This is a genomic window from Microbacterium sp. 4NA327F11, assembly GCF_005503465.1.
Taxonomy (GTDB): domain Bacteria; phylum Actinomycetota; class Actinomycetes; order Actinomycetales; family Microbacteriaceae; genus Microbacterium; species Microbacterium ginsengisoli.
Genome location: NZ_SCOB01000020.1, coordinates 20,613 through 39,333 on the forward strand (window position 1 = coordinate 20,613; position 18,721 = coordinate 39,333).

Annotated in this window: 19 protein-coding genes; 10 read left to right on the forward strand and 9 right to left on the reverse strand. The window is 69.9% G+C overall.

Annotated elements, in window-relative coordinates; all coding sequences use genetic code 11:
- Positions 1-10: 10 nt before the first annotated feature.
- Positions 11-1,198: a 2-C-methyl-D-erythritol 4-phosphate cytidylyltransferase gene (gene ispD / locus FFS51_RS12115; RefSeq protein ID WP_249352717.1), complete on the reverse strand. Its 1,188-nt coding sequence runs from the start codon at positions 1,196-1,198 to the stop codon at positions 11-13.
- Positions 1,199-1,217: 19 nt separating this feature from the next.
- Positions 1,218-1,700, reverse strand: coding sequence for a CarD family transcriptional regulator (locus FFS51_RS12120; RefSeq protein ID WP_045246754.1), 483 nt, complete (start codon positions 1,698-1,700; stop codon positions 1,218-1,220).
- A 148-nt stretch (positions 1,701-1,848) separates the two neighbouring features.
- Between FFS51_RS12120 and FFS51_RS12125 the strand changes: the two genes are divergently transcribed.
- Positions 1,849-2,370 (forward strand): hypothetical protein, encoded by a 522-nt coding sequence (locus tag FFS51_RS12125; protein ID WP_045246755.1) that lies wholly within the window; start codon positions 1,849-1,851, stop codon positions 2,368-2,370.
- A 78-nt stretch (positions 2,371-2,448) separates the two neighbouring features.
- Here the strand turns inward: FFS51_RS12125 and FFS51_RS12130 are convergent, their stop codons facing one another.
- A complete protein-coding gene (locus FFS51_RS12130) occupies positions 2,449-3,132 on the reverse strand; it encodes a response regulator (protein WP_045246756.1) in 684 nt (227 codons plus the stop codon).
- Positions 3,129-4,361, reverse strand: a complete 1,233-nt coding sequence (locus FFS51_RS12135; protein WP_137878500.1) for a sensor histidine kinase — start codon at positions 4,359-4,361, stop codon at positions 3,129-3,131. The genes FFS51_RS12130 and FFS51_RS12135 overlap by 4 nt, the downstream gene beginning before the upstream one ends.
- 169 nt (positions 4,362-4,530) lie before the next feature.
- Between FFS51_RS12135 and phoU the strand changes: the two genes are divergently transcribed.
- Entirely contained in the window at positions 4,531-5,190 is a 660-nt protein-coding gene (gene phoU / locus FFS51_RS12140) for a phosphate signaling complex protein PhoU (RefSeq protein WP_045246757.1), read from the forward strand.
- A 54-nt stretch (positions 5,191-5,244) separates the two neighbouring features.
- Here the strand turns inward: phoU and FFS51_RS12145 are convergent, their stop codons facing one another.
- Positions 5,245-5,994, reverse strand: coding sequence for a phosphoglyceromutase (locus tag FFS51_RS12145; protein ID WP_045246779.1), 750 nt, complete (start codon positions 5,992-5,994; stop codon positions 5,245-5,247).
- Positions 5,995-6,048: 54 nt separating this feature from the next.
- Here FFS51_RS12145 and FFS51_RS12150 point away from each other — a divergent pair, with 54 nt between their 5' ends.
- On the forward strand, positions 6,049-6,879 hold the full coding sequence (locus FFS51_RS12150; RefSeq protein WP_137878501.1) for a class I SAM-dependent methyltransferase: 831 nt from the start codon (positions 6,049-6,051) through the stop codon (positions 6,877-6,879).
- Between the two features lie 5 nt (positions 6,880-6,884).
- On the opposite strand, the gene FFS51_RS12155 is transcribed toward FFS51_RS12150, so the two are convergent.
- The 4 genes from FFS51_RS12155 to FFS51_RS12170 all read right to left on the reverse strand — a co-directional run bounded on the left by FFS51_RS12155 (position 6,885) and on the right by FFS51_RS12170 (position 10,144).
- The gene (locus FFS51_RS12155; protein WP_249352718.1) at positions 6,885-7,991 is read right to left on the reverse strand and encodes an FUSC family protein; all 1,107 of its coding nucleotides are present in this window, start codon (positions 7,989-7,991) and stop codon (positions 6,885-6,887) included.
- Complete coding sequence (ygfZ, locus tag FFS51_RS12160; RefSeq protein WP_137878502.1) at positions 7,988-9,088, reverse strand: CAF17-like 4Fe-4S cluster assembly/insertion protein YgfZ; 1,101 nt, start codon at positions 9,086-9,088, stop codon at positions 7,988-7,990. Before ygfZ ends, FFS51_RS12155 begins: the two co-directional genes overlap by 4 nt.
- Positions 9,085-9,687 carry a nitrobindin family protein gene (locus FFS51_RS12165; protein WP_056210292.1) on the reverse strand — a complete coding sequence of 201 codons (603 nt, stop codon included), beginning with the start codon at positions 9,685-9,687 and terminating at the stop codon, positions 9,085-9,087. Before FFS51_RS12165 ends, ygfZ begins: the two co-directional genes overlap by 4 nt.
- A 169-nt stretch (positions 9,688-9,856) precedes the next feature.
- A complete protein-coding gene (locus FFS51_RS12170) occupies positions 9,857-10,144 on the reverse strand; it encodes a hypothetical protein (protein ID WP_045246762.1) in 288 nt (95 codons plus the stop codon).
- Positions 10,145-10,263: 119 nt separating this feature from the next.
- On the opposite strand from FFS51_RS12170, the gene FFS51_RS12175 reads away from it, so the two are divergent.
- From FFS51_RS12175 to pstB, 7 genes are all read left to right on the forward strand, one after another.
- The gene (locus FFS51_RS12175) at positions 10,264-10,962 is read left to right on the forward strand and encodes a response regulator transcription factor (RefSeq protein ID WP_045246763.1); all 699 of its coding nucleotides are present in this window, start codon (positions 10,264-10,266) and stop codon (positions 10,960-10,962) included.
- A gap of 98 nt (positions 10,963-11,060) precedes the next feature.
- Positions 11,061-13,220, forward strand: coding sequence for an RNA degradosome polyphosphate kinase (locus tag FFS51_RS12180; protein ID WP_048809303.1), 2,160 nt, complete (start codon positions 11,061-11,063; stop codon positions 13,218-13,220).
- Positions 13,217-14,152, forward strand: coding sequence for an NUDIX hydrolase (locus tag FFS51_RS12185; protein WP_045246765.1), 936 nt, complete (start codon positions 13,217-13,219; stop codon positions 14,150-14,152). The genes FFS51_RS12180 and FFS51_RS12185 overlap by 4 nt, the downstream gene beginning before the upstream one ends.
- A 129-nt stretch (positions 14,153-14,281) precedes the next feature.
- Positions 14,282-15,400, forward strand: coding sequence for a phosphate ABC transporter substrate-binding protein PstS (locus tag FFS51_RS12190; protein WP_045246766.1), 1,119 nt, complete (start codon positions 14,282-14,284; stop codon positions 15,398-15,400).
- 179 nt (positions 15,401-15,579) lie between these two features.
- A complete protein-coding gene (gene pstC / locus FFS51_RS12195) occupies positions 15,580-16,593 on the forward strand; it encodes a phosphate ABC transporter permease subunit PstC (RefSeq protein WP_137878503.1) in 1,014 nt (337 codons plus the stop codon).
- A complete protein-coding gene (gene pstA / locus FFS51_RS12200; protein WP_137878504.1) occupies positions 16,590-17,681 on the forward strand; it encodes a phosphate ABC transporter permease PstA in 1,092 nt (363 codons plus the stop codon). The genes pstC and pstA overlap by 4 nt, the downstream gene beginning before the upstream one ends.
- 15 nt (positions 17,682-17,696) lie before the next feature.
- Positions 17,697-18,476, forward strand: coding sequence for a phosphate ABC transporter ATP-binding protein PstB (pstB, locus tag FFS51_RS12205; RefSeq protein WP_045246769.1), 780 nt, complete (start codon positions 17,697-17,699; stop codon positions 18,474-18,476).
- The last annotated feature ends 245 nt before the right edge of the window (positions 18,477-18,721 follow it).

Sequence of the window (18,721 nt, forward strand, 5' to 3'; positions counted from 1 at the left end):
GTGGGCGCGCTCAGAAGCGCGCCGGCACGATCAGCGCGACGGCGATCGCTTGCACGCCCTCACCGCGCCCGGGGAACCCCAGCCCGTCGGTCGTGGTTGCCGACAGCGTCACCGGCGCGCCGCCGAGCGCCGCCGACAGCGCCGTCTCGGCCTCCGCTCGGCGCGCACCGATGCGCGGGCGGTTGGCCTGCAGCTGCACCGACACATTGCCGACCCGCCAGCCCGCCTCGCCGATCAGGGCACGGGTGCGCGCGAGGAAGACGTCGGCGTGGGCGCCCGCGTACTCGGGATGCGACGTGCCGAAGTGCGTGCCGATGTCACCGAGTCCCGCGGCGCCCAGCAGGGCGTCGACGATCGCGTGCGCGACCGCGTCGCCGTCGGAATGCCCCGCGAGCGCCTGCTCACCCGGCCACGCGATGCCGCCGAGCCAGAGTTCGCCGTCGCCCCCGAACGCGTGCACGTCGGTGCCGAGTCCGATTCGGGGAAGGTCGGTCGCCACGGGCCCCGCTGCGCCCCGGAGAAGGTGCTCGGCGCGCGCGAGGTCTTCGGGCGTCGTGATCTTGAACGACGCCGCGTCGCCGTCGACGACGCCGACCTGGTGGCCGGCCTGGGCGACCACCGCGGCGTCGTCGGTGTGGTCGCGGTCGGCCAGGGCGTAGGCCTGAGTGAGGATGTCGCGTCGGAACCCCTGCGGCGTCTGCGCGGCCGCGAGCTCGGCACGATCGACTCCGCCCGTGATGTGCGGGCCGTCGACGCGCTTGATCGTGTCGATGACCGGAAGCACGGGCACGATCCCCCAGCCGGTCTCATCCACCGCGGCGAACACGCGGGCGAACACCTCGGGGGGCGTGAGGGCGCGGGCCGCATCGTGCACGAGCACGACCTCCACATCGCCCCAGAGGGCCGCGAGGCCGGCGGCGACCGACTGCTGGCGGGTGGCGCCCCCCGCGACGACCGTCACGAGATCGGACCGGTCGCCTGCCGCCAGGCGGGCATCGGTCTCGGCTTCGCCGACACGATCTGCCGGGGCGACGACGACGACCTGCGCTTCGGGGGCATGGAACACCCCGTCGAGGGCGTGTCGGAGGATCGTGTGCGAACCGAGGCCCACGAAGGCCTTCGGAGCGCCTGCGGCGAGCCGCGTTCCGGAGCCGGCGGCGACCACGATGATCGCCCGACGGGGCGCAGGATGGATCACGAGCGTCCCGATGCGGGGGTCAGGAGGCGAGGACCTCTTCGAGGAGGACGCTGGCCTTCTCCTCGTCGGTCTTCTCGGCGAGCGCGAGCTCGGAGACGAGGATCTGCTTCGCCTTTGCGAGCATGCGCTTCTCGCCGGCCGAGAGACCGCGGTCCTGGTCGCGACGCCACAGGTCGCGCACGACCTCGCTCACCTTGATGACGTCGCCGGAGGCGAGCTTCTCGAGGTTGGCCTTGTAACGGCGGGACCAGTTCGTGGGCTCCTCGGTGAAGGGGGCACGCAGCACGTCGAAGACGCGCTCGAGGCCTTCCTTGCCGATCACGTCGCGAACGCCGACGAGGTCGACGTTGTCGGCCGGAACCTCGATGGTCAGATCGCCCTGGGTGACTCGGAGTTTGAGATAGACCTTTTCTTCGCCTTTGATGACTCGGGTCTTCACTTCCGCGATCGTCGCCGCACCGTGGTGGGGGTAAACGACCGTCTCGCCAACCTCAAAAAGCATGGAGTTATGTCCTTTCGGCGTCGGCCAGTCTACCACACGGGATCGTGCGCTAAGGTTCGCCGCCGCGTATCGAGTGCCGCCTCACGGTCGGGAGCTACGCGCCGCACCGCATAGAATGCTGACGTCTGTCTTCACCCTGGGAGGTACCGTGAAAACGCGCCTGATCGCGTCGCTGGCAGTGGGCGCACTCGTCGTCCTCGGAACGACGGGATGCACGTTCCTGACTCCCCAGGAGACGACCAATCAGTCGATGGACAAGGACTACGCCCCGTCGGGCGGCGTGAACGTCCCCGCGTCGAGCGGACCCCTCGCTGTGCGCAACGTGCTGGTCGTCGCCGACTCGTCGGGCGCGAACGGCAACCTGGTCGCCACCGTCGTGAACCCGACCGACAGCGGTGAGGTGCTGAACGTCACCGTCGGCGACGGCTCGAGCGCGGTGAAGACGGCCATCCTGGTCTCGGCCGGATCCACCCTCAGCCTCGGCACCGGCTCGACCGCGCCGCTGCCGATCTCCCCGCTCGACTCCGCCCCCGGGTCGACGGTGTCCATCTACTTCCAGTCCGGCACGGGCGAGGGCGCCCGCGTGGAGACCCCCGTGCTGACCGGACAACTGAGCTACCTCTCGACGCTCGTGCCGACCCCGGCTCCGACGCCGTCGGCGAGCAACTGAGCCCTCACGACGAGGAAGGGCGGGGAGCGTGCGCTCCCCGCCCTTCCTCGTTCCGACAGACGTGCGGCGCCGGGTCTGTCACGCCTCGAATCGGTAGCCGAGCCCGCGCACGGTGACGAGCATCTCCGGGTCGCCGGGCGCCGCCTCGATGCGCGAACGGATGCGCTTGATGTGCACATCGAGCGTCTTGGTGTCGCCGAAGTAGTCGGTGCCCCACACCCGGTCGATGAGCTGGCCGCGGGTCATGACACGGCCGGCATTGCGCATCAGCACCTCGAGGAGTTCGAACTCCTTGAGGGGCATCGCGATCTCCCGCCCGTCGACGGCCACGGTATGCCGGTCGATGTCGAGCGTCACCCGACCCCCGCTCAGCACGTGCTCGTCGAGGTCCGCCTCCAGGTGGGCGAAGCGGCGCAGCACCGCCCGCATGCGGGCGAGCAGCTCGCGCGTCGAGTAGGGCTTGGTGACGTAGTCGTCCGCGCCGAGCTCGAGCCCCACGACGATGTCCACCTCGCTGTCCTTCGCGGTCAGCATGATGATCGGCACCTGGGTCGTCGCGCGCAGCTGACGGCACACCTCGGTACCGGGGATGCCCGGCAGCATCAGGTCGAGCAGCACGATGTCGGCGGCGCGCTCACGGAACGCGGTGAGCGCGGCCTGGCCGTCCTCGGCGATCTCCACCTCGAAGCCCTCCCGTCGCAGCAGGTACGCGAGCGGGTCGGCGAGGTCGGGCTCGTCCTCGACGAGAAGCACGTGGGTCATTTCTTCTTTCCGTTCGACGGGGGTGTCCAGGCGGCCACCGGCTCGGGGCGTGCGGGCGTGCGCACCCCGGCGACGCCGGCTCCGCGATCGAGAGGGGCATCGGCGGGCGGGGCGACAGCAGGCAGCTGAATGGTGAAGGTCGAACCGCGACCGAGACGCGACCACACGCGCACCTCGCCGCCGTGGCGCTGCACGGCGTGCTTGACGATCGCGAGGCCGAGCCCTGAGCCGCCGGTGCGGCGGGAGCGCGCCTGGTCGCTGCGGAAGAAGCGCTCGAAGATGCGCTCCTGGTCCTCGGGCGACATCCCGATGCCGCGGTCGGCGACGGCGATCTCGACCGTTCCCTCGACGCGTTTGACGCCGATGCCCACGCTCGACCCTGCCGGCGAGTAGGCGATCGCATTGGAGATCAGGTTGCTGACGGCCTCGGCGAGCACCTGCGAGTCGCCGTGCACGTAGATGCCACGCTCGCCCCCGCGGACGAGGGTCACCTTGGCGGCATCCGCCGACGTCGCGTTGGCCTCGATCGCCGAGGTGATGATGCTTTCGACCGAGCTGTCGCGCCGCTCGCTGAGTTCGTCCGCCGACTGCAGGCGCGAGAGGTTCATGACGCGCGAGGTGAGCGAGGCGAGCCGGGCGGCCTCCGCCGAGAGCCGGCCCGCGAAGTTGCGCACCTGGTCCGGGTCCTCCGCGGCGGATTCGATGGCCTCTGCGAGCAGCGTGACAGCGCCGACCGGCGTCTTCAGCTCGTGACTCGTGTTGGCGACGAAATCGCGGCGCATCTGCTCGACGCGCTCGCGCTCGGTGATGTCGCGGATCACCATCAGCACGAGCCGGGGCGATACCTGCGTGGCACGGGCCGACACCAGGCGCTCCTCAGCGGGCGGCGCCGCGCGGCGGATCGTGAGGGTGGATGCCGCGGACGCCCCGGCCTCGCGGGCCGAGCGCGCGAGGCGGCGGAGGGTCTCATCGACTAGGTGGTCGTCCACCCGCATGCCGAACGCCGCGGCCGCGAGCGACGCAGCGCGCACGGTGCCGCCGCCGTCGACCACGACGGCGGCGTCGTCCATGGCGGCCAGCACGTCGGAGATACCGGGCGGCACGTCGAGCGACGCCTGTTCGAACGCACGGCGGCGTGCGCTGATGGCGACGGCGATGAGCGCGGCGATCACGCCCCCGATGACCACTCCGGTGGCGAGCGCGAGCAGCGCCAGCGGCGTGTCCTGCATGTGTCCCAGAGTAGAACGCTCGGAAACTTCCCACCGGCCCGTCTCGCGCCGTCCCGGGCGAGGACATGGGATTATTCATGCGTCGGGAACCGATCGTTAACCTTCGGTGACGACAATCGGGCGGGTTGCGGCCCCGCGCCGCCCCTCCCCGACAGGAAGGTCAACATCCATGCGCGAGGTATTCCAGCAGTCGCTCGATGAGGTGCGTGAGCGTCTCGTCGAGATCTCCGGCCTTGTCGGCGAAGCCATCGAGAAGGCGACGACGGCGTTCGGCACGAGCGACGTCGCCTTGGCCGAAGAGGTCATCGACAACGACACCATCATCGACGAGAAGGCGGTCGCGCTCGACGAGCTCGCGATCGACATCCTCGCCCGCCAGCAGCCGGTCGCCACCGACCTGCGCATGGTCGTCTCCGCCTTGCGCATCAGCGCGTCGCTCGAGCGCATGGGCGACATCGCCGAGCACATCGCGCAGCTGACCCGCATGCGCTTCCCCGACCGCGCGATCCCCAAGGGCCTGAAGAGCACGTTCACCAAGATGGGCGAGATCGACGTCGACCTGGCGCGCAAGCTCACGACCCTGCTCGAGACGCGCGACCTCGCCCTCGCGGAGGCCATCCGCAACGAGGACGACAAGCTCGACGAGCTGCACGTCAGCGTCTTCGAGAAGGTGCTCAGCGACTCGTGGAAGGGTGAGGCGTCGGCGACGATCGACGCCACGCTCGCGAGCCGCTACCACGAGCGCTTCGGCGACCACGCGGTCTCGATCGCGAAGAAGATGGTCTACCTCGCCACGGGCGACTGGACCGCGGACTCCATCGAGGACTGAGCGCGAACACGACGAAGGGGGCGGATGCCGCGGCATCCGCCCCCTTCGTGTCGCCTACTTGTTGCCCTGGTTCGCGACCGCGGCGGCGCCGGCGGCGGCGGCCTCGGGGTCGAGGTACTCGCCCGGGCCGAGCGGCACGAGGTTCTCGTCGAGGCGGTAGACCAGCGGGATGCCGGTGGGGATGTTGAGCTCGGCGATGTCGGCGTCGCTGATGCCGTCGAGGTGCTTCACGAGACCGCGCAGCGAGTTGCCGTGGGCGGTGACGAGCACCGTCTTGCCGGCGCGGAGGTCGGGGACGATCGCCTCGTGCCAATACGGCAGCAGGCGGTCGATGACGAGCTTGAGCGACTCGGTGCGGGGCACGTCGCCGTCGATACCGGCGTAGCGCGGGTCGTCAACCTGGCTGAACTCGTCGTCGTCGGCGAGCGGGGGCGGCGGCACGTCGAACGAGCGGCGCCACAGCATGAACTGCTCCTGGCCGTATTCGGCGAGGGTCGCGGCCTTGTCCTTGCCCTGCAGGGCGCCGTAGTGACGCTCGTTGAGGCGCCACGAGCGGGTCACCGGGATCCAGAGGCGGTCGGCGGCGTCGAGGGCGATGTTCGCGGTCTGGATGGCGCGGCTCAGCAGCGACGTGTGCAGCACGTCGGGGAGGATGCCGGCCTCGGCGAGGAGTCGCCCGCCGCGCGCGGCCTCGGCCTTGCCCTGGTCGGTGAGGCGCACATCGACCCAGCCGGTGAAGAGGTTCAGTTCGTTCCATTCGCTCTGCCCGTGGCGGAGCAGGATCAGCGTGTAAGGCGCGGTCATGACCCCCATGATATCGAGCGCGGATGCCCCTCCCCGGCCTGCGATCATGGTCGGATGAGCCCGTCCGCGAAGCCCGTGGGGCACGCGACGCGCGGCACGACCGGCACGAACCGGCTGCGGCGCGTCGACCGCTGGATCGCGGGGCATCCGGCGCTGCGGCAGGTCGAGGAACCCCTGGTCGTCGACCTCGGCTTCGGGGCGAGCGGGGTGACCGCGTTCGAGCTGGAGTCGCGGCTGCGGCGGGCGCATCCGGGTGTCGAGGTGCTCGGCATCGAGATCGATCCGGACCGCGTGGCGCGCGCCGACGCGCAGCTCGCCGCGGTGCGGGCGGGACGCTCGTCGTTCCCCGCCGATGCGCGGGTCTCGTTCGCCCGTGGCGGCTTCGAGGCGCGGGCCCCGCGGCCGCCCGCGGTCATCCGCGCGTTCAACGTGCTGCGGCAGTACGACGAGGCGGATGTCGCGGCCGCCTGGTCGCTCATGGCGTCCCGGCTCGACCCGCGCGGCGTCGTCGTCGACGGCACGTGCGACGAGATCGGCCGGGTGTGCACGTGGGTCGAGCTCGGCGCGGACGCCGTCCCCCGCACCCTCACGATCTCGCTGCGCCTCGCCGGACTCGAGGCACCGTCGATCGCCGCCGAGCGCCTGCCGAAGGCGCTGATCCACCACAACGTTCCCGGCGAGGCGGTGCACGCCCTGTTCGCCGCGCTCGACCGCGAGTGGACGCGTGCGGCACCGCTCGCGACCTTCAGCGCCGAGCAGCGCTGGCGGGCCGCGCTCGACGCGCTCGTGCGCTCGGGCACTCCCCTGCTCGCGCGTTCGCGCTGGCGGCTGGGCGAGGTCACGGTGCCGTGGTCGGCTGTGGCGCCCGCGGCATCCGCTCGCTGACGACGTCAGATGCGCGGGATCGCGCCGCGGGCGTCACCCTCGGGCATGCCGGTCGCGACGAGCAGGTCGACCAGCAGCGGGCGCAGCGACGCCAGCAGGTTGTGGTCGCCCAGGGCCGCGTCGGGCAGCAGCGCGGCGGGGTCGAGGCGCCCCGCGACCGCCCGCAGCACGTCGCGCGCGGCGGGCTCGTACGAGATGTCGTCGAGCGCGAGGCGCACCAGCCCCGCCGCCGTCGAGATCTCGGCGAGCACGTCCGCGGCCAGCGGGCGCGGCATCCCGTCGTCGACGAGGTAGGCGGAGCGCCGGGCGACGACGCGGAGGTTGCGGATCGCGAGGTCCATGGCGCGCTGCACCCGCGCATGGCGGGCGATCTCCTCCCGCTGGCGTCGCAGGAACGGCGAGATGCGGGCGATCTCCGCGCTCGACTCGAGTGCGGCGCCCCAGGCGGAGATCGCGCCGCCCAACGCGCGCGCCTTCTCGAGCCCACGATCGGCGCGCTCGCGGCTGCCGGCGCGAAGTCCCGCGACGACCGTATCGACGGCCGCGGTGAACCCCGCGAACGTTGCCTGTGCGTCGGCGAGCTCGGTGCGGCGGGTGCTGCGCGGCACGAGCGCGGTCACGAGCAGCGCCACCGCGCCGCCGACCGCCGCATCGAGCAGCCGGGTGAACGGCACCGTGATCGGCAGGATCATCACGATCGCCGACTGCGTCGCCGCCGCGATCGCGAATCCGGGCCGCGGTGAGATGAAGCGCGCGATGGCCATGGCGACGAACATCGCGATCGCCAGCTGCCACCAGCCGATCCCGGCCACGAGCACGATGAGCTCGGACACCAGGATGCCGAACAGCATCCCCACGACCGTCTCGAACACGAGCCGCGGGCGGGCGTCGCGCACGAGGCCGAGGCTCGAGATCGGCACCGTCGCCGCCAGCAGCGGCGCGGCGTGCCCGATGCCGAAATGCGCGACCGAGAACGACACCACGACAGCGACCACGATCTGGGTGATCGGCACGAGGGAGCCGCGCACGCGGTGAAGCGCGGGAGCGGGATCGAGTCGGGCCCGCCAGCCCACCGCGATCGGTGCGGTGATCGGCGGCGGCTCGCCGCTCACGTGCGGCGCGAGAGCCGGGTGAGGCGGGGCACGGATGCCGCGGCCCCCGCGTCCGGCGGGACGATCTCGATGAGTGCGGCGGCGACGGGTCCGTCGGGGGTGTCCACCGTCGCCGGGGTGGCGACGTCGGCGCGACGGCTCACCACCGCGAGCCCGATCGGACCGTCGTCGACGTGCTGTGCCACCGAGGTGAGACGCCCGACGACGGCGTCACCGACGTGCACCTCCGCTCCCGCCGCGGGAAGCACGGCGTCGCTGCCGTCGAGCTGCACGGAGACGAGCCGGCGGGGAGGATGCCCCAGGTTGTGCACCTTCGCGACCGTCTCCTGCCCGCGGTAGCAGCCCTTGTCGAGATGCACCGCGGTGCGCAGCCAGTCGAGCTCGTGCGGAATCGTGCGCTCGTCGATCTCGGCCGCCCACCGGGGCCGCCAGGCGGCGATGCGCAGCGCCTCGGCGGCGAGCACGCCCGCGACGGCGATCTCGCCGGCCGCCGCAGCGCGAACGAGCGCGGCCTCGGTCTCCCGGGTGACGAGCACCTCGATCGCGCCGTAGCCGTGGCCCGGATGATCCTCGTCGGCCGCGTAGCCGACACCGCCGATGCCGATCTCCGGCCACAGATCGCGCCACACGAGAGGCACGCCCGCCGGCGACGCAGCTTCGAGGTGCGCGAGCGCGGGGGCGCGGCATCCGATCACGGCCAGCTCGTCGCTCGCATCACGGGGCGCGACGCGCAACCGGAACCGCATGCGCCGCAGGAACGTCAGCAGGGGCTCGGCATCGGCCGCGTCGACGATGAGCCACGTGGTCTCGCCGTCGTCGAGAACGGATGCCGCGTGCTCCACGTGCCCCTGCGGGTCGAGCACGAGCAGCTCGCTGCTCTCGCCGGGAGCGAGGGTCTTCAACGCCTGCGTCGAGATCGAGTCGAGCCAGCTGAGGCGGTCCTCGCCGGGAACGGCGAGCACCCGACGGTCGGCACGAGGGACGATGGCGAGGCCGTCGCGCAGGATGCGCTGCTCCCGCAGCGGACTGCCGACGTGCTCCAGCACGCCCGCCTCGTCGAGCACCGCCGCCGGCACCTGCGACCAGTCGGCGCTCATGCGTCGGCCTTGGCGAGCCGCGCCGACGCGTGCGAGGACAGCTCGGTGCCCAGGGCCGCGACATCCCATGCCCACAGCAGGTGGCCGTCGACGAGCCCGTACATGCGGGTCGCGGCGGCGTAGTGCTTCGCGCCCGCTCCGCGCACGACAGCGTCGGTCGCGATGTCGATGCGCGGTCCGCGGATCTGTCCGAGGTACAGCTCGCTGATGCCGTCGGCGTGCGCGAGCACCACCTCGATCGGGAACCCGCCTTCGGGGGTGCGCAGGGCCTCCACGTCGTCGGCCGTTCGGGGCTCGGTGAGCGCGGTCGGCGGCAGCAGCCCCGGCCCGGCGTCGCCGTCGGTCGCGGGTCGCGAGAGCCGCCAGAACCCGGTCTCGGCCACGAGCGGCACGCGGGTCTCGCCCTGCAGAAGCCACGCGTGCGCGGTGTAAGTCAGCGCATCGCCGCCGTCATGGGCGAACGTCACGCGATGCTCGAACTCGCCCTCGAAACGATGACCGGATGCCTCGTAGTCGATGACACCCGTACCCTGCCAGGCTCCGATGAGCCACGACAACGGCACCAGGTCGGCGGGGAGCTCGGTCGGGATGTCGATCACGACCGACTCCGTCAGCGCTGGCCGCGGAAGAGGTTCTTCAGCACCACGCCCGACACGAAGACGATGGCCAGCGACGCGAGTCCGAGAAGGCCCACGAAGAACAGTTCGAGCGCGACGAGATCCATGCCGCCCAGTCTAGTCGCCCCCTTCGCGCCCGGCCGCGCCCTGGTTACGGGAAGACGGCGACGATCGCGACGACCAGGCTTACCGCGCCCAGGATGAGGAAGCTCCCGGCGACGCTGATCGCCATGCGCTGGATGAACCGGTGCGGACGTCCGCCGACGAGCTGCACGACGAACGACAGCACGAGGCATCCGGCCAGCACCAACGCGATCCCCGCGGAACGCCAGCCGTCCGGCGCGAGGACGGACACCACGATGCCCGCCACGAGGGCCACGACCCACACGGTCACGATGCCCGCGGTCGAGCGGGGCGGCGCCAGTTCGGGAGAGCTCACGCGATCATTCTCACCCACGCGCGCTCACGCGCGCATCCCGCACGGCGGACGCCCGCGCGAGCCGCGCCCTCGAAGCGCCTAGGATTGGGGCACACGTGGCCGCAGGGCCGGGAGGTTGCATGGCACAGCTGCTCATCTTGAGTTCGGCGCAGGGCAGTACGCCCATCTTGCCGTCCCTCGAGCTGCTGAGCCACCGCACCCGGCAGATCCCCGCCGAGCCCGCCCAGCTCGTGAACGCCCCGAGCGCGGACGTGGTGTTCGTCGACGCGCGATCCGACCTCGTCGGCGCGAAGTCGCTGTGCAAGATCCTGACGACGACCGGACTCGACGCTCCGCTCATCCTCATCGTGACCGAGGGCGGACTCACCGCCGTCTCGACGGACTGGGGAGTGGATGATGTGATCCTCGTGACCGCCGGACCCGCCGAGGTCGATGCGCGCATCCGCCTCGCGATCGGCCGGCTCTCCAAGGATCAGGTCTCCTCGCGCATCCAGACCTCCGGCATCACGATCGACGAATCCTCCTACTCGGCGAAGGTGCACGGCAAGCCGCTCGATCTCACCTACAAGGAGTTCCAGCTGCTGCACTTCTTCGCGACCCACCCGTCGCGGGTGTTCACGCGCGAGCAGCTGCTCAGCGAGGTCTGGGGCTACGACTACTTCGGCGGCACCCGCACCGTCGACGTGCACGTGAGGCGTCTGCGCGCGAAGCTCGGCGACCTCGAACAGCTCATCGGCACGGTGCGCAACGTCGGATACCGCTTCAACGTGTACGAAGACGACCAGCTGCCCGCGACGGCGCCGGGCGCCCGCGCGTAGCCGCGGCATCCGCTCTCGATCCGCCGCGTCCCGCTCGGACGGCCCGTCGGAAAACCGTTCACACGGGCGTCACCTCCTGCTGACATGATGAAGAGGTGATGGATCAGGATGTGCTCGACGCTGGTCTGGGCGACTCGGATGACGACGACTTCGACGAGATCGTCGAGGAGTCCGTCGCCGAGCTTCCGGAGGGCCGCTACCTCGACCGCGAGCTGAGCTGGCTCTCGTTCAACCAGCGTGTGCTCGAGCTCGCCGAGGACCCGGCGCTGCCCGTGCTCGAGCGCAGCAACTTCCTCGCGATCTTCGGCTCGAACCTCGACGAGTTCTTCATGGTGCGCGTCGCCGGGCTCAAGCGACGCATCATGACCGGACTCGCCGTGCCGACGAACGTCGGACGCGCGCCCATCGACGTGCTCGCCGACATCTCCGCCGCCGCCCACGCGCTGCAGGTGCGGCACGCCCGCGCCTGGAACGACCACGTCAAGCCCGCCCTCAGCGAGTCGGGCATCGACATCGTCAGCTGGGACGATCTCAGCGACGCCGACAAGGGCCGGCTCTACGGGTACTTCCAGGCCCATGTGTTCCCGGTGCTCATGCCGCTCGCCGTCGACCCGGCGCATCCGTTCCCCTACATCTCCGGCCTCAGCCTCAACCTCGCCATCCGGGTGCGCAACGCCCGCACCGGACGCCAGGAGTTCGCGCGCTTGAAGGTGCCGCCGATGCTGCCGCGCTTCGTCGAGGTGCCGGGTGAGCGCGTGCGCTACCTCACTCTCGAAGACCTCATCGCCAACCACCTCGCCGACCTCTTCCCGGGCATGGAGATCGTCGACCACCATGCCTTCCGACTCACCCGCAACGAGGACGTGGTGATCGAGGAGGACGAGACCGAGAACCTCATCCAGGCCCTCGAGGCCGAGCTGATGCGGCGCCGCTTCGGCCCGCCGATCCGCCTCGAGATCGCCGACGACATGGACGAGGTCACGCTCGACCTGCTGCTGCGCGAGCTCGACATCACCGAGCAGGAGGTCTACCGGCTGCCCGCGCCGCTCGACCTTCGCGGCCTGTTCGACCTGTCCAAGATCGACCGCCCCGACCTCAAATACGCACCCCACGTGCCGACGACCGCGATCGCGTTCCAGCCCGGTGACAACAACGAGCGCCCCGACATCTTCGCGGCGATCCGCAAGGGCGACGTGCTGGTGCACCACCCCTACGAGTCGTTCGCGACGAGCGTGCAGGCCTTCCTCGAGCAGGCGGCGAAAGACCCCCAGGTGCTCGCCATCAAGCAGACGCTCTACCGCACCTCGGGCGACAGCCCCATCGTGCAGGCGCTCATCGACGCGGCGGAGGCGGGCAAGCAGGTGCTCGCGCTCGTCGAGGTCAAGGCGCGCTTCGACGAGGCGAACAACATCATCTGGGCGCGCAAGCTCGAGAAGGCCGGCGTGCACGTCGTCTACGGTCTCGTCGGGCTGAAGACCCACAGCAAGCTGGTGCACGTCATCCGCGAGGAGGGCGGAGTGCTTCGCAGCTACAGCCACGTCGGCACCGGCAACTACAACCCGAAGACCAGCCGCATCTACGAGGACTTCGGCCTGTTCACCGCGAGCGACGAGGTCGGCGGCGACCTCACGCGTCTGTTCAACGAGCTCAGCGGGTACGCGATCGAGAAGAAGTTCAAGCGCCTGCTCGTCGCACCCCTGCATCTGCGCAAGGGGCTGCTGCGCCTCATCGACCGCGAGCGTCGGCACGCCCTCGCGGGCAAGCCCGCGTCGGTGCGCATCAAGGTCAACTCGATGGTCGATGAGCAGATCATCGATGCGCTCTACCAGGCCAGCAACGCGGGCGTGACGGTGGAGGTGTGGGTGCGCGGCATCTGCAGCATCAAGCCGGGCGTCGAGGGGATGAGCGAGAACATCACGGTCCGATCGATCCTGGGGCGTTACCTCGAGCACTCCCGCATCTTCGCGTTCGCGAACGGCGGCGACCCGCAGGTGTACATCGGCAGCGCCGACATGATGCACCGCAACCTCGATCGCCGGGTCGAAGCGCTCGTGCGCGTCACGGCGCCCGCCCAGCTCACCGAGCTCACCGACCTGTTCGACCTCGCCATGAGCGAGTCGACCAGCTCCTGGTGGCTCGGCGGGGACGGCGTCTGGACGCGGCGCAGCCGCGACGCCGAGGGCAAGCCCCTGCTCGATCTCCAAGAGGCGACGATGACCGCCGTGCAGAAGCGACGTCGTCCGCGCGCGACCCGATGACGACGACCGTCTACGCGGCCGGCGGCGTGGTGTGGCGCCTCGTCGAGGGGCGCCTGCACATCCTGCTCATCCATCGCACGCAGTACCGCGACGTGACCCTGCCCAAGGGCAAGCTCGACCCCGGAGAGAGCCTGCTGGAGACGGCCGTGCGCGAGATCTTCGAGGAGACCGGCATCAAGGTCGCGCTCGGCGTGCCCGTCGGCGTCTCGCGCTATCACCTGCCGAGCCGGCGCGAGAAGGTCGTGCACTACTGGGCGGCAGAGGCGACGGATGCCGCGATCCGCGCGAGCGCGTTCGTGCCCAACAAGGAGATCGCGGCGCTCGAGTGGGTCACCCCGAAGCGCGCGCTCGGATACCTCAGCTACCCGGTCGACGTCGAGATCGTCACGAAGTTCCTCGACTTCATCGATCGCGGCGTGCTGCAGACCTTCCCCGTCATCGCCCTGCGCCACGCGAAGGCCGTCGCTCGCGAGAGCTGGAAGGGCGAGGACGCCGACCGACCCCTCACCGACCGCGGCGCGCGCCAGGCCGAGGCGCTCGTGGGGCCGCTGCGCAGCTTCGGGGTGCGACGGATCGTCTCGAGTCCGGCGGTGCGCTGCCTCGCGACCGTCGCGCCGCTCGCCGCCGCCCTCGAGCGCGACGTGCGCACGACGCCCCTCATCAGCCAAGACCTCTGGGAGGAGGGGCGCAGCGACGCCCGCACGGTCATCGGCAAGCGGGTGCGCTCCCGCAAGCCCGCGGTGCTCTGCAGCCACGGCCCCGTGCTCCCCGACATCCTCGCCGAGCTCGCACTCGCGACGGGCACGCTGCGGGGCGCCTACCTCGGCAGCGCATCGGCGCTCCCCGTGGGCGGATTCTCGGTCGTGCACCTGTCCGCGACGAACCCCGGCGCCGGCATCGCGGCAATCGAGACGCACACCCCCGCACTCTGATGCGGGCGGCGGGCGCACAGGCCGCGTTCACCCGTTGTTCACCTGTGCACCGCCGTCGCTTAAGGGCCGACGTTTACCGTCAGGCGTGCCCATGCACCGGGCACACCCGATAAACGTGAGGATTCCACAGTGAAGATCACCCGCATTGCGCAGGTCGGCGCCTTCGCCGCCGTTGCCGCGATCGCACTCGCAGGCTGCTCGTCGTCGGGCTCGAACGGAGGCGCCTCGGCGTCCCCTTCGGCCACCGGCGTCACCTCGACCATCGACACGACGCTCTCCGGCACCATCACCGCCGGTGGCTCGAGCGCGCAGGCCAACGCGGAGACCGCGTGGATCACGGCCTACAACGCCACCAACAAGAACGTCACGATCAACTACGACAAGTCGCAGGGCTCCGGTGGCGGTCGCACCAACTGGCTCAACGGCGCGTACGACTTTGCCGGGTCCGACGCCCCGCTGTCGGCTGACGAGACCACGAAGTCTGCCGCGCTGTGCACCGAGGGTGGCCTGAACCTGCCGATCTACCTCGACGGCGTTTCGATCATCTTCAACGTTTCCGGCGTCACGAGCCTCAAGCTCAGCGCGACCACGATCGCCAAGATCTTCGCACTGCAGATCACCGACTGGTCCGACCCGGCGATCACCGCTGACAACGGCACCGCACTTCCCGCCGGCCCGATCACCACGGTCGCGCGCTCGGACGGCTCCGGCACCACGCAGAACTTCACCAACTACCTCGTGGGCACCGCCCCGTCGGTGTGGACGCACAAGGCGGGTTCGAGCTGGCCGATCACCGGCAACGTGTCGCTCCAGAAGGGCACCTCGGGCGTCGTCGGCGCCGTCAAGTCGGGTAACGGCACCATCGGCTACGCCGACCACTCGGGCATCGGCTCGCTGACGGCCGCGTCGATCATCCAGAGCGGTACTGCGATCGCGTTCTCCGCCGACGCCGTCGCCAAGACCTTCGAGGTTGCGGCGACCACGAAGTCCAACGGTGTGGCCGGCGACCTGTCGCAGGTCTTCGACTACTCGAAGCTCACCGCCGAGACCTACCCGATCCCGCTGCTCTCGTACGCGATCACCTGCACCACGTTCAAGGACGCCACGCAGGCCAAGCTCGTCAAGTCGTACCTCGGCTTCGTCGCCTCGACGCTCGGTCAGCAGGTCGCCGCGAAGAACGCCGGCTCGGCTCCGGTTCCGGACGAGATCCTCACCAAGGTTCAGGCGACCCTCGCCACCATCAAGTAACACCCTTCGGCCCGCCCGGATCCGCTCGTCGGATCCGGGCGGACTGAGTTGCCCTCCCGAGCCTGCTCGGTGGGGTGACTGAGTCCGAGCCGTTCGCATTAGTGTCGTCTTCGGAGCTCCACACGACGCCCGACCCGAGAAGGAGAACGCCGTGCCTCTGCGAGAAGACGAGGGAAGCCGTGGCTGACGCGGCGACCACCACGACCTCTCCGTCCCGATCACTGATCGGCAAGCGCCGGGCGAGCGACACCGTCTTCCTCGGACTCTCCACGGGCTCCGCGATCTCGATCATGGTGATCCTCGCCGGAGTCGCGATCTTCCTCATCATCCAGGGACTCCCCGCGATCACCGCGAACTGGAGCTCAAACCAGGACCTAGCCGCCATCCACAACCCGCTCGGCAACGGCTGGTCGAGCTTCTGGGCGTACGTCGCGCCGTTGCTGTGGGGAAGCCTCTGGTCGGCCGTGATCGCCATGATCCTCGGCGCCCCCGTCGCGATCGGCATCGCACTGTTCATCTCGCACTATGCCCCGCGCCGGCTCGCCGGGGTGCTCGGCTACATCGTCGATCTGCTCGCCGCGGTCCCCTCGATCGTGTTCGGCCTCTGGGGCATCATCGTCATCCGCCCGTTCCTCCTGCCGCTGTCGCAGTTCTTGAACGAGTACTTCGGCTGGATCCCGCTGTTCAGCGGACAGATCACTTCGACGGGCTCCACGATGCTCGCCGGTGGCGTGGTGCTGGCGGTGATGATCCTCCCGATCGTCACATCGATCACCCGTGAGATCTTCCTGCAGACGCCGCGCCTCCACGAAGAGGCAGCCCTCGCTCTCGGCGCGACCCGCTGGGAAATGATCCGCCTGTCGGTCCTTCCCTACGCGCGCAGCGGCATGGTCTCAGCGACCCTCCTCGGGCTCGGCCGGGCGCTCGGCGAGACGATGGCGATCGCCCTCATCATCTCCCCCGCCCTCCTGTTCTCGGTGCAACTGCTCACCGACGGCTACAACTCGCAGACGATCGCCGCGAACATCGCGCTGAACTTCCCGATCTCGTCCGGCATCCAGCGCTCCGCGCTCATCGGCACGGGCCTGATGCTGTTCGTCGTCTCCCTCGCCGTCAACATGCTCGCGCGCTACATCATCGCCGCGACCGGTCCCGGCGCGAAGGGCCGCAAGAAGAAGGGGAAGCGCTCGTGACCACCTCCACCGCCGCCCCCTTGACCCGCGCACCCGGCCTCACCAGCGGACAGCTCCCCCGTTTCTCCGAGCCGATCGGCGTGGTGATCGCCCTCGTCATCTCGGCCGGGGTCATCGCCCTCCTCGCCCCGTTCAACATCGCGCTGTGGCTGGTGCTCACGGCGGTGCTCTACCTCGCCGGCATCGGCGTGGCATCCACCATCGTCGAGAACCGCCGGAAGGCGACCGATCGGGTCGTCCGCGGACTCGTGACGAGCGCCTTCGTGCTGGCCGTCGCGCCGCTCATCTCCACGCTGTGGACCGTCGTCTCCCAGGGCATCGGGGTGCTCAGCTGGAGCTTCATCACCCAGACCGGCGGCACGAGGTTCGACCCCGACACCCTGTCGGTGGTGGCCACGCCCGGCGCCCTGCAGGCCGTCGTCGGAACCCTGATCATCACCGGCATCGCCGCGCTCATCTCGGTTCCCATCGGCATCCTGACCGCGGTCTACCTCGTCGAGTACGCGCAGCCGAACAACCCGCTGCGGCGCATGATCACGTTCCTGGTCGACGTGATGACCGGCATCCCGTCGATCGTCGCCGGTCTGTTCGCCTTCTCGCTGTTCTCGCTCATCGTCGGCCCGAAGGCGTTCAGCGGCTTCTCCGCATCGATCGCGCTGTGCGTGCTGATGATCCCGATCGTCGTGCGCTCGACCGAGGAGATGCTGCGACTCGTCCCGAGCGAGCTGCGCGAGGCATCCCTCGCACTCGGTGTTCCCCGGTCCACGACGATCGTCAAGATCGTGCTGCGCACCGCGGCGAGCGGCATCGTCACCGGCGTGGTGCTTGCCGTGGCCCGTGTGGTCGGCGAGACCGCGCCGATCTTCATCGCGGCGAGCTTCACCGACAACTTCAACGCGAACCCGTTCGACGGACCGATGCAGACCCTGCCCGTCATGGCGTACACCGCCTACAGCTTCCCCGGCCAGGACATCGCCGCCTCGCAGGCGCAGTCGTGGGGCGCCGCCCTGCTGCTGGTCATCCTCGTCGTCATCTTCAACCTCATCGCCCGCATCGTCGCGACCATGTTCGCGCCGAAGTCCCGCTGATCAAGGAGCCCCCAGGTGTCCAAGCGCATCGAGGTCGAGGACCTCAACGTCTACTACGGCGACTTCCTCGCTGTCGAAGGGGTCTCGATGAACATCGAGCCCCGCACCGTGACCGCCTTCATCGGCCCGTCGGGATGCGGCAAGTCCACGTTCCTGCGCACGCTGAACCGCATGCACGAGGTCATCCCCGGCGCCCGCGTCGAGGGCTCGGTGCTCGTCGACGGTGAGGACCTCTACGCCCCCGGCGTCGACCCGGTGCTCGTGCGCCGTCAGGTCGGTATGGTCTTCCAGCGTCCGAACCCGTTCCCCACGATGTCGATCAAGGAGAACGTGCTCGCGGGTGTGCGCCTGAACAACAAGCGCATCTCGAAGAGCGACGCCGACGCTCTGGTCGAGCAGTCGCTGCGCGGCGCGAACCTCTGGGAAGAGGTCAAGGATCGCCTCGACAAGCCGGGCGCAGGACTGTCGGGCGGCCAGCAGCAGCGACTGTGCATCGCCCGCACGATCGCCGTCTCCCCCGATGTCGTGCTGATGGATGAGCCGTGCTCGGCGCTCGACCCGATCTCGACCTACGCGATCGAAGAGCTGATCGAGGAGCTCAAGAACGAGTTCACGATCGTGATCGTGACCCACAACATGCAGCAGGCCTCGCGCGTGAGCGACAAGACGGCCTTCTTCAACATCGCCGGCACCGGCAAGCCCGGCAAGCTCATCGAGTTCGCCGAGACCGGAACGATCTTCACCAACCCCACCCAGAAGGCGACCGAGGACTACGTCTCGGGCCGCTTCGGGTGATCGCGACCGCGCGGTCGTGCGCGGGAGGGGGCGGATGCGAGGCATCCGCCCCCTCTGCGCGTTCGGGCAGGGCTGTGGTGTCCGGCCTGTTGGACGGCCTGCCCCCGGACGCTCTCCCCACTTCCTGTCGACTCGCCGCCTCTGCCCACGCCCCCTCTCCCCACTCTCCCTTATACACATCTGACGCCGCCGCCGAACAGCAAATGTGCGAACCCAGGTACCACCGTTAACTGTAAAATAACAAA

Coding starts and splice junctions, on each gene's coding strand:
- FFS51_RS12120 (WP_045246754.1), bottom strand. CDS start 1,700: ATGCTTTTTGAGGTTGGCGAGACGGTCGTTTACCCCCACCACGGTGCG.
- FFS51_RS12130 (WP_045246756.1), bottom strand. CDS start 3,132: ATGACCCACGTGCTTCTCGTCGAGGACGAGCCCGACCTCGCCGACCCG.
- FFS51_RS12135 (WP_137878500.1), bottom strand. CDS start 4,361: ATGCAGGACACGCCGCTGGCGCTGCTCGCGCTCGCCACCGGAGTGGTC.
- phoU (WP_045246757.1), top strand. CDS start 4,531: ATGCGCGAGGTATTCCAGCAGTCGCTCGATGAGGTGCGTGAGCGTCTC.
- FFS51_RS12145 (WP_045246779.1), bottom strand. CDS start 5,994: ATGACCGCGCCTTACACGCTGATCCTGCTCCGCCACGGGCAGAGCGAA.
- FFS51_RS12150 (WP_137878501.1), top strand. CDS start 6,049: ATGAGCCCGTCCGCGAAGCCCGTGGGGCACGCGACGCGCGGCACGACC.
- ygfZ (WP_137878502.1), bottom strand. CDS start 9,088: ATGAGCGCCGACTGGTCGCAGGTGCCGGCGGCGGTGCTCGACGAGGCG.
- FFS51_RS12175 (WP_045246763.1), top strand. CDS start 10,264: ATGGCACAGCTGCTCATCTTGAGTTCGGCGCAGGGCAGTACGCCCATC.
- FFS51_RS12180 (WP_048809303.1), top strand. CDS start 11,061: ATGGATCAGGATGTGCTCGACGCTGGTCTGGGCGACTCGGATGACGAC.
- FFS51_RS12185 (WP_045246765.1), top strand. CDS start 13,217: ATGACGACGACCGTCTACGCGGCCGGCGGCGTGGTGTGGCGCCTCGTC.